This window comes from Paenibacillus nanchangensis, from assembly GCF_046543445.1.
Lineage (GTDB): Bacteria > Bacillota > Bacilli > Paenibacillales > Paenibacillaceae > Paenibacillus_AQ > Paenibacillus_AQ nanchangensis.
Window position 1 is genome coordinate 112,806 of sequence record NZ_JBHOFD010000023.1, and the last position, 9,595, is coordinate 122,400.

The window sequence follows — 9,595 nt, forward strand, 5'->3', positions numbered from 1 at the left end:
ACAACAACGGTTTAGGCGCATAAACCTCCCGGAGGCCGGACAGCTATTAATACAGCTTGCCCGTCCGGTCACCGCGGGATAAAGGAGAGACGTTAACTCATGGCAGTTATCACTTATTGCTATCCACGGGGTTTGCATAAAGCATTGACCCTTAGTTATGACGACGGCCGAAGAGCCGACGAACGGCTGGTGGAAATTTGCAACCGGTATGGACTAAAAGGGACCTTTCATCTGAACTCCGGACTGCTTGGAAGCGGTGACCGGATTACCGCCGGGGAGCTGCCGGACCTGTACCGCGGACACGAGGTCTCCGTGCATACCCGCACCCACCCGACGCTGGCCCGCTGCCCGCTGGAGCAGGTGGTTGAAGAGATTGTGGAGGACCGTAAGGCGCTGGAGCAGCTGCTCCGCGTTCCGGTCCGGGGCATGTCGTATCCGAACGGCTCTTATACGCCGCAGATTAAAGCGCTGCTGCCTTCGCTCGGCATGGAGTATGCCCGTCCCGTGCAGACGACAGGCGGGTTTGGCCTGCCGGAGGACTGGATGGAGTGGCGGGGCACCTGCCACCACAACAAAGGTCTGATGGAGCATGCGGAGACGTTTACAGGTCTGTTCAAACGGCAGTACTTGTATTTGATGTATGTATGGGGACACAGCTACGAGTTTGATAATGACAGCAATTGGGAGCTGATGGAGCGGTTTGGCGAAAAAGTCGGGGGACGCGGCGATATTTGGTACGCTACCAATATTGAAATTGTTCATTATATGAAGGCCTGCGAACGGCTGATTTTCAGTGCGGACCGGACGATCGTCCATAACCCGAACGCTGTTTCCGTCTGGCTGGATGTCAGCGGCTCCATCGTGGAAGTGCCCGGCGGCGAAACCTTGGATTTAAGCTGAGATTGCCTTTTGATTTGAGTACCCAAGTAAGGGTGCCCAAGAAAAAGACAGGAGGATGCAATATGTCTACTGTAACGAACGTTCATTTGCTGACACGGCTGGATATCCGCGCGGCGGGTCCGCGGTGCAAGCTGCTGCTTGGAGATCTGGACGGGGACGGGCGGGCCGAGCTGCTGTTTGTCCAGCCGGATAACCGGCAGGATGTACGGTATATTCCGCATCAGGTCGGGTGTCTGACCGCATTTGATTTGGACGGCAGGCTGCTGTGGCAACGGGGGACGCCCGATCCCGGGGCAGGCAGCCAAGGCTCGGATTATCCGGCGCAGGTGTACGATCTGGACGGCGACGGCAGGCTGGAGGTGCTGTGCGTCATGGACGGCAGGTTCCATGTGCTGGACGGTTTGACCGGGGAGACTAAGGCCGTTCACGATCTCCCGTCCGAGCACGCGCACGACTGCATCATTATCGCCAATTTGAGCGGGGGGCCGCGCGCCTCCGATATTATTTTAAAAGACCGGTATCACCAGCTGTGGGCGCTTGACCGGGAGTTCCGTCTGCTCTGGACACATAAAGGCAATGTAGGGCATTTTCCCTGGGTGTACGATTTGGACGGCGACGGCCGCGATGAAGTGATGGCGGGGTATGATCTGCTGGACAGTCAGGGGAACGTGCAGTGGAGCTGCCGGGACCTCGAAGACCATGCCGACTGTTTGTGGGTCGGCGATGTGAACGGGGACGGACAGCCGGAGCTTGTGGTCGGCGGCAGCGTGACGGTGATGTATGACCGCAGCGGCAATGAGCTGTGGCGTTACGACGGCTCTATCGAGTCCCAGCACCTGGCGCTGGGCCGCTTCCGGCCGGAGCTGCCGGGACTGCAGGTGGCGGGGCTGGACCGCATGGTGCGCGAGGACGACGGCAAAGGGCTGAAGGGCAGGGATGCGCTGTTCCTGCTCGACAGCGAGGGACGTGAGCTGTGGAAGGAAGAACGGACGACAAGCGGCTGGCTGACGATTGCGGAAACGGTCAGCCGCTGGCGGCAGGGCGCGCCGGATTACATTTTGGCCTACCGCCGGGGCGGCGGACTTCGTCCCGCGCTGTATGACGGCTATATGAACCGGATCGCCGAATTTCCGCTGGATGGCTACGCGGCCCATGGGGACCTGCTCGGCTCGGGAACCGAGCAGGTCATCGTTTACACCGACGAGACCGCGGAAGTGTATGCGGGCGCGAAGATGACGCTTGAAGCCGTCCGCCCGGGCATGCCGTTACCCCAGCCGAAGCGGCTGTACAGCTCAACGCTGTATCCCGGCGGAGAGGTGACGGAGTGAACAGGAGAGTGGGGCGTCCCTGTTGAGGACTTCCGGGTTCCTGAGCTTGCCGCTTGCTGCGCGCCGGCGGCTTCCATAGCCTTCGTGCTCTCCGGCAGAGGCAGGACGTTAAAACCCTATGCCAAAAACGGCGTTCCTCCGGGTTTATATCCGGAGTAAACGCCGTTTTGTTTTTTGTCAGATTCCCACGACGAACCTTTCTTTTGCCGTAGGCGTTGACCGCTTTACTTTACAATGTGACCGGCTATTTCAGTAGCTCCAGCGCATGCTCCGCTTTTTTGGCGTCATGCTCAATTTGTTCTTCGACGTCGTATGGGTGGTACATCTCATTTTCAATCATATAAGCGGCGATTTTCTGGTGCGTCTCGATTGCCGTGTCGAGCTGGGCTTTCAGCACTTTATGCACCTTTGGGCTTGCCGTCTCCGTGAGGGCGATCGCATAGCTCCGGACCGCGGCTTTGGCAGACAGCAGCATGTCGGTGGCGATGGCGAGATCGTCCATCGGCTTGACGGCTTTGACGAGCATCTCTTTGGTCATGGTCGTGGTCATGGTCGAACCCTCCTTATTATTTTAACAGAGATTGTAATTGGTCGATGGCTTTGGCGGAGTTCTTCAAATCCTCTTCAATCAGGCCTTTCAGCTTGTCGTCCTTTACCAGCTCCAGCATTGTGACAGCTTTGGTGGCGCAAGAGGTTTTCAAGGTAAGCAGTTCATGGACTTCCAGTTTTTCGTGCAGTGCGAGTTCTTGTTTGGCCATGGTGTCACCCCTCCGTTCAATTGGTTGTTTATCTTGTTGTGGATACAGAGTATATGTACCCTGTCTGGCAAAACGTAAACGGATTAATCACCGGAAACCAGAAACCGGAAGCTTGAAGCCTGGATCCAGAAGCTGGACGCTTGAAGCCTGGAGCCTGGAGCCTGGAGCCTGGAGCCTGGAGCCGGAAGCCGGAAGCCGGAAGCCTGGAGCCAGAAGCTGGAAGCCTGAAGCCTGAAGCTTAAGGGCCATACGCTTTGAAAAAGAGCAGCCGAGCCCTGGGGCACCACAACTGCCGCTGGTTCGGGCGAGGCTTCACCCCAACCATGCCAGTTGACGTTTTATTTGGATGAAAAACGCCAAAACAAAACCGCCGGGAAGCACAATCCATACACTGTGCTTCCCGGCGGTTTTGTTGGCGCATCGTCCAGGTAGACGGCGCTTTTTTATTACATGTATATCCGGTTTTTACCTGTGGCTCCGCTAACTCCGCGAGCGGCCCCGGAACAGGTTGATCAGGAAGAGCACTACGGCAACAACAAGCAGCAGGTGAATGACATTGCCGACCACATTGAAAATGAAACCGAGCAGCCAACACACCACAAGTAGTCCGATTAATCCCCATAACATAGTGAATCGCCGCCTTTCTTCCCCGCAGGGGTGTTTGTCATACCTTTACCCGCAGGCCTGTCCTTTTAAACCGCTGGCTTCAAAGGAACCGCCATTAAAGAATCCGGGCTGCAGGTAGCAGGTAGCATTCCCCAGCGCGGGAAGGTTATACCTTCGGTGCTTTATTCCCGAGTGTCTTACCCCCGAGTGTCTTACCCCCAAATGTTATTCTTAGGCATGTTATTGCCAGGTATGTTCTCCGAAAGGCGGCTAATTCATTCGTGCATTAGGAGGTGACTAGCGTACTTCAAACCGGCTGAAATCGGCATATCCATTCCCGGAGTCCGTGCTGCCAGGCCCGAATGCAGCGGCGAACACCCCAACCTTCGCGCCAACCCAAGCGCCTTCCTTCAGCTGAAAGGAGGAGCCGAGATCCGTGAACCCTTTCCCGTCCAGGCTAAAAGCAAGCTGGCAGCGCGCCTCCTCCTGAACGGTAAGCCGGAGGACTACGGAGGAGACGGCGCCCAGCGCGTATTCGTCCGTAAGCGAGTCCCCCGCGCTGGCTCCGGCTGCCGCCGGAACGCTTTCGTACCGGCCGAGATGCAGGCCGCCGCCATCAACAGGCGACAGTCCCAGATACACGGCCTTGTCGCCAAGCGCCACCAGTCCGGCCCGCTCGGAGGCATGCCGGAAATGCGGGGTCACCCGCACCTCCGCGGTGAATGCGGGAGCGGCGAATTTCTGCATCAGCAGCTGCGGCGTATCGTACAGCACGTTTGCTTCCGTGCACAGCGGCGTGCAGTTCAGCCGCAGTCCGGGAGCGCCCTCGTACGGAGCAAGCCAGCGCGTCTGCGGATTGGCCTGCCACTGCCACTGGAGGCCGGGCCGCCCGGCTGCAAAATCATCCGAGGTCTGAGGCACGCGGATCTCCTGCATGCCGGCGGCTTCCGGTTTACGCCATTTGGCTACCGGTTCGCCGGTCAAGCTGTGCGGGTCCGCCGCGCCCATCACCGGCCAGCCGTCCCGCCATTCCACTGGCTGCAGATGGGTGATCCGGCCGTAAGCTCCCTTGTCCTGGAAGTGGAGGAACCAATGCTCTCCCTGCGGTGTGTCGACCCAGCCGCCTTGGTGGGGGCCGTTCACCGGTGTGTTTCCTTGCTCAAGGACGATTTGGTCCTCATACGGGCCGCAGATTGAACGGGAACGGAACACCGCCTGCCACCCGGTCGGAACACCGCCGGCGGGTGCCATAATGTAATACCAGCCGTCCCGTTTGTACATCTTGGGACCTTCCAGGGTCGGATGATCCGCTGTTCCGTCGATAATCAGCCGGCCGTCGTCCAGCAGCTGTGTCCCGTCCGGGCTCATCTCGCACAGGTGGAGAATGTGCTTCAGGCCGCTGCGGCTGTGGGCAAACGCATGGACCAGATAGGCCCGTCCGTCTTCGTCCCAGAACGGACAAGGATCAATCCAGCCTTTAGCCGCTCTGACCAAATGGAGCGGCGACCATTTGCCGAGCGGGTTGTCGGCCGTCGTCATAAAGATACCTTCATCTGGCGTCGCGAAGTAAATCCAGAATTTGCCGGCATGGTGGCGCAGGCTTGGGGCCCAAACGCCTTTGCCGTGCTGCACCTCGTCGTACCCCGGCAGATCCAGCCGGTCCAGCGCATAATTGATGATCGTCCAATTCACCAGATCGCGGGAATGCAAAATGGGAAGCCCCGGCATATGCGTGAAGCTGGAGGCCGTCATGTAGTAGTCGTCTCCGACCCGGATGACATCCGGATCGGAATAATCGGCGTACAGCACCGGGTTCCGGTAATAGCCGTTTCCAAGATCGGATACCCAAGGCGCGATCGTTGTGTTCATTAGGTGTCTCCTTTACGGCGGAGGAGGAGATTCTCCGCGCGCTATATTTGCCTAGCTTTCGGCCTTGTTTATTTCGCTTGGCCTTCGGCCTGTTTCTCTTTTTCCAGCAGCGATGCCCATTCGTCCAGCATGTCTTTGGCGGTCATCTGCTTGGCCATCACTTTTTGAATCAGCGGTTCCACGGACTTCTGCACATTGGCGTAACCCGGCAGGTAGTATGGCACGTTGGAGAACTTCGTTTCCGTGTCGTTCAGCAAGTCGGAAGCCGACTTCATATAAGGAACGCTTTGTACCCACTCGTCGCCCGCGGCGTCTTTGTTCGCCGGGATTTCACCGTACAGCTTGCCGTATTGGCTGTTGATTTCATGCGAGAGGTAGAAGGTCATGAACTTCCAGACGGCGTCTTTGTTTTTCGCCGATTTGCTCATCGTCAGACCCAGTGGCATCAGGCCTGGGTGCTCGCGGTAGCCCTTTACACTTTTTGGAAAAGGTACAGCTTCGAATTTGGTGTAATCGCCGCCGAATGCTTTTTCATGGGAGCTGGCCGATCCCAGGTTATGCACGACTACGCCCGCCTTGCCCGATTGGAAGGTGGCCGCCAGTTCGCTCCAGCCTTTGTTGAGGTCGTCTTCCGGTGTGTAGACGTTGTAGGCGCCCAGGTATTTTTCGACAAATTCAAGGTTAAGCGGGTCATTAATCGTTGCTTTGCCTTCCGGTGTAAAATAGTCGGTGATGCCGGAGTAGGAGTACATCAGCATTTCCAGCGTATTGGCGCTGCCAGCGCCGCCGCGGATGCTCAGACCGTACCGGTCCTTCGATTTGTCGGTCAGCTTGGGGAGCGCCTCAAAAAACTGATCCCAGGTGTCGGGCAGCTGCAGTCCGGCTTCTTTGAACCAGTCGGGACGAACCCACAGGTTCCACGTCTGCGAGCTGTATGGGAGCGCATACAATTTTCCTTCTTTGGCATCCAGCTTGCGGTTACTTTCGATCAGCTCCGGATTGATCAGATCCTTGTCGGCCCACTGCTCGTAATACGTATCCAGCGGCTCCAGCACGCCCCGGGCCAGCAGATCGGATTTGAAGTCGTTCATGATGTCCGGCGCCTGGTCGGCGGAAATGGCGACGTTGACTTTTTGCTCATAAGCCGCGAGATCGCCCGGAACGCCAAGATAATCGACGTCGATGTCGGGATTCTGCTCTTCAAACTTCTTCACAATCTCTTCGAAAAATGCGTTGCGCTCCGTTGTGACGGCCGCCGCCCAGAAGCTGATTTTGGTTTTTTCCCCGCTTGAGCCGGTTCCCGGGTTGTTGCCCGCCGCGGCCGAACCGTTTCCCCCGGCGTTGCCGCCGCATCCGGCCAGAAGCAGCAGCAGTGCGGCCGAAGCCAGCCCTGCGCGTTTTGCTTTGCGTTTTCTTAACATGGTGTTGACCTCCCAAATAATAATTTCATGTGTATATCCTAAGGACGGACCCGGCGCCGTCAAAGCGCCGGACCCGGCCAAGTGATACCGGACTTAACCTTTGACCGCGCCGCCCAGCCCTTCGACCAGATAACGCTGAATGTACATAAAGAGCAGAACGGGCGGGATCAGCCCGATAATGCTGCCGGCCGCCAGTGAAGCGTATTGGACGCTGAACTCGCCGATCATAAATTTCAGGCCAATCGGAATAGTAAATTGATCCGGCGTCGTGATGAAGGAGAAGGCGACCAGGAACTCATTCCATACCCCGATAAAAGCGAACGCGCTTGTCGCCACAATCCCCGGCAGCACGATCGGCGCGATAATCGCAAAGATGATGCGGAACCGGCCGGCTCCGTCCACCATGGCCGCTTCGTCGATTTCCTTCGGCGTCGAGGAGATGAACCCGCGCATCAGAATCGTGTTAAACGGCACCTGCAGCACGATGTAAAACAAAATCAGGGAATAAGGCGTGTTGATCATGCCTAAGTTTTTGAAGATCAGGAACAGCGGGATGACGAACAAAATCACCGGCATCATCTGGGTGGCCAAAAGAATCAGCATAAAGGCGTTTTTGCCCTTGAACTTGAACCGGCTCATGGCGTAACCGTTCATGACGGACAGCGCCGTAATCGCCACCACCGACAGCACCGAAACAAGCAGACTGTTCATGAAATATTGCGAAAAATTGTTGTCGTTCCACACCTGAACGAAATTTTCGAAGGTGATTGGACTCGGGATGTACCGGATTGTGCCGCTCAGCACGTCGGCTTCCTGCTTCAGCGAAGTGGAGATCGCCCACAGAAACGGAATCAGCACGAACAGGAGCGTGATTCCAAGCGGGATATAGAACATCAGGTTGGATCCGGCTTTGCGCCAGCCTTTGCTATTCATCCTGCATCCCTCCCGAACGGTTCATTCTGAGGTACACAATGACGAAAATCATCAGGAAAGCGAAGGTGACGACGCCGAGCGCCGAACCGTAACCGTAGTTCCCCTCAAGGATCGATGTCTTCATCATGTAAATCGGCAGGGTGGTCGTCATGTCCATCGGTCCGCCATTGGTCATGGTGAAGATCATGTCGATGGAGTTAAATTCCCAGATCGCCCGCAGCAGCGTGGCGAACACAATGCTTTCTTTCAGGTAAGGCAGCGTGATAAAAAAGAGTTTTTTGACCGGGCCCGCGCCGTCCACCGCGCACGATTCGTACACCTCGTTTGGAATCGTCTGCAGCGCCGCCAGCAGCGTGATGGCGAAAAACGGAATGCCGCGCCACAGCTCGGCGACAACAACAGAACCGAAAACCGTATCAATGTTGGCCAGCCAGGCAATGTTTTCGTGGATAATTCCGAGCTTCATCAGAATATCGTTTATAATCCCGATATGCTGGTTAAACATCAGCGACCACAGCATGGTGGTCAGCACGCCCGATACCGCCCAAGGGACAAGCACCAGAGAGCGGACCAGGCCGCGCATCCGGAAGGAGCGGTTCAGCAGCAGCGCGACGATCAAGCCAAACACAAGCTGCAGCACCACCTCGACAAGCACCCATTTGACGGTGATCCAGAGCGAGGAGTAGAAGAGATCATCCTGCGTAAAAATGTTGCGGAAATTCTCAAATCCGATATAACCCGCTTCCTGCAGCCGGGTGAAATCATAGCTCTGCACGCTGAGATCAAACACCCGGAAGATCGGGAACACGAGCAGCCCGGCTATCAGCAGAATCGTTGGCGCGATCAGCGCGTAAGGCAGCCAGCGGTCGCCTATTTTTCTGCGGTTTTTTTTGGATTTGGCGGTCAGCGACTTGCCTCCGCCCGTTGATTGGGATAATTCCATAACAGCACCTCCACGCTTATCTTAATCCAGAAGGGCGGAGGCGCTGAATCAACTATCTTTTAAAGTTTGTTTGTTTTCTTTCACAGTATTGTTTTGTTAAATAGACTGAACAAATGACATACAGGTGGGTCGGGGCTGTCACTGCGGCGAATTTGGGATTTTCGGTTGCTGTTATTTTCGGAGTTCTTGATTGGTATTTAAGTTAGCGGGAGAACTCCGAAAATAAAGGCAATCGCGTTCGCTCCTCCATCTCCAAATTCCCTCCGTGCCATCCCCGCCATCCTGTATGTCAAACGTTGAGTCTGAATCGAGCGTAGAACTCCGAAAATAAGGCTTCCGCTACCGCTCGGCAGCTCCCAATTCCCTCCGTGCCATCCCCGCCATCCTGTATGTCAAACGTTGAGTCTGAATCGAGCGTAGAACTCCGAAGATAAAGGCGCTCGCGTTCACTCCTCCATCTCCAAATTGCCTCCGTACCGTCTCCTTTTTCCTCTCTTGTAATGATTCAGTCTAGGGCGTGTATGCAAACTATAAATTAAGGAAATCAGGGTCAGTCAAACGATACCGTGATGGGTTACGAAATGCTATCAACCCTGGATCTACACCTTTTATTGTCAGATCGATCTACGACCCCTATCCTGTGACACACCCGCAGCGGATTACCACAGAACGCGATACGGAGGTCTTCGCGGACCCAGCGGCCGTTATTTCTGAAATTCTTGGGCTTTGGTATGCCTTGGCGGACTCCAAGGCCCTTATTCGTACCGAAAACATACAAACTATGGCTCCTCCGCGTAAATAGGTGCTTCTGAGTCCGGAACTTTGCCAAAACGCGGA

The 9,595-nt window shown here is 56.1% G+C and carries 9 protein-coding genes; 2 read left to right on the plus strand and 7 right to left on the minus strand.

What is annotated here, in order from left to right; genetic code table 11:
* The first annotated feature begins 99 nt into the window (after positions 1-99).
* Both ACE6ED_RS18770 and ACE6ED_RS18775 read left to right on the plus strand, forming a co-directional pair.
* The gene (locus ACE6ED_RS18770) at positions 100-900 is read left to right on the plus strand and encodes a polysaccharide deacetylase family protein (protein ID WP_410828753.1); all 801 of its coding nucleotides are present in this window, start codon (positions 100-102) and stop codon (positions 898-900) included.
* 62 nt (positions 901-962) lie between these two features.
* On the plus strand, positions 963-2,228 hold the full coding sequence (locus tag ACE6ED_RS18775) for a hypothetical protein (RefSeq protein ID WP_410828754.1): 1,266 nt from the start codon (positions 963-965) through the stop codon (positions 2,226-2,228).
* Positions 2,229-2,472: 244 nt separating this feature from the next.
* Here ACE6ED_RS18775 and ACE6ED_RS18780 read toward each other — a convergent pair whose 3' ends face one another.
* The 7 genes from ACE6ED_RS18780 to ACE6ED_RS18810 all read right to left on the minus strand — a co-directional run bounded on the left by ACE6ED_RS18780 (position 2,473) and on the right by ACE6ED_RS18810 (position 8,758).
* Positions 2,473-2,778, minus strand: a complete 306-nt coding sequence (locus ACE6ED_RS18780) for a spore coat protein (RefSeq protein WP_410828755.1) — start codon at positions 2,776-2,778, stop codon at positions 2,473-2,475.
* Positions 2,779-2,794: 16 nt separating this feature from the next.
* Entirely contained in the window at positions 2,795-2,986 is a 192-nt protein-coding gene (locus tag ACE6ED_RS18785) for a spore coat protein (RefSeq protein ID WP_410828756.1), read from the minus strand.
* Between the two features lie 480 nt (positions 2,987-3,466).
* Positions 3,467-3,613, minus strand: coding sequence for a lmo0937 family membrane protein (locus ACE6ED_RS18790; RefSeq protein WP_410828757.1), 147 nt, complete (start codon positions 3,611-3,613; stop codon positions 3,467-3,469).
* A 276-nt stretch (positions 3,614-3,889) separates the two neighbouring features.
* On the minus strand, positions 3,890-5,461 hold the full coding sequence (locus ACE6ED_RS18795) for a glycoside hydrolase family 43 protein (protein ID WP_410828758.1): 1,572 nt from the start codon (positions 5,459-5,461) through the stop codon (positions 3,890-3,892).
* 68 nt (positions 5,462-5,529) lie between these two features.
* On the minus strand, positions 5,530-6,882 hold the full coding sequence (locus ACE6ED_RS18800; RefSeq protein WP_410828759.1) for an ABC transporter substrate-binding protein: 1,353 nt from the start codon (positions 6,880-6,882) through the stop codon (positions 5,530-5,532).
* 93 nt (positions 6,883-6,975) lie between these two features.
* Positions 6,976-7,815: a carbohydrate ABC transporter permease gene (locus ACE6ED_RS18805; protein ID WP_410828760.1), complete on the minus strand. Its 840-nt coding sequence runs from the start codon at positions 7,813-7,815 to the stop codon at positions 6,976-6,978.
* Positions 7,808-8,758, minus strand: coding sequence for a carbohydrate ABC transporter permease (locus ACE6ED_RS18810; RefSeq protein WP_410828761.1), 951 nt, complete (start codon positions 8,756-8,758; stop codon positions 7,808-7,810). Before ACE6ED_RS18810 ends, ACE6ED_RS18805 begins: the two co-directional genes overlap by 8 nt.
* Positions 8,759-9,595 lie beyond the last annotated feature (837 nt).

Bases quoted from the DNA above. Each gene is read 5' to 3' on its own strand.
- ACE6ED_RS18800 (WP_410828759.1), bottom strand. From the start codon at position 6,882: ATGTTAAGAAAACGCAAAGCAAAACGCGCAGGGCTGGCTTCGGCCGCA.
- ACE6ED_RS18805 (WP_410828760.1), bottom strand. From the start codon at position 7,815: ATGAATAGCAAAGGCTGGCGCAAAGCCGGATCCAACCTGATGTTCTAT.
- ACE6ED_RS18775 (WP_410828754.1), top strand. From the start codon at position 963: ATGTCTACTGTAACGAACGTTCATTTGCTGACACGGCTGGATATCCGC.
- ACE6ED_RS18770 (WP_410828753.1), top strand. From the start codon at position 100: ATGGCAGTTATCACTTATTGCTATCCACGGGGTTTGCATAAAGCATTG.
- ACE6ED_RS18790 (WP_410828757.1), bottom strand. From the start codon at position 3,613: ATGTTATGGGGATTAATCGGACTACTTGTGGTGTGTTGGCTGCTCGGT.
- ACE6ED_RS18795 (WP_410828758.1), bottom strand. From the start codon at position 5,461: ATGAACACAACGATCGCGCCTTGGGTATCCGATCTTGGAAACGGCTAT.
- ACE6ED_RS18785 (WP_410828756.1), bottom strand. From the start codon at position 2,986: ATGGCCAAACAAGAACTCGCACTGCACGAAAAACTGGAAGTCCATGAA.
- ACE6ED_RS18780 (WP_410828755.1), bottom strand. From the start codon at position 2,778: ATGACCACGACCATGACCAAAGAGATGCTCGTCAAAGCCGTCAAGCCG.
- ACE6ED_RS18810 (WP_410828761.1), bottom strand. From the start codon at position 8,758: ATGGAATTATCCCAATCAACGGGCGGAGGCAAGTCGCTGACCGCCAAA.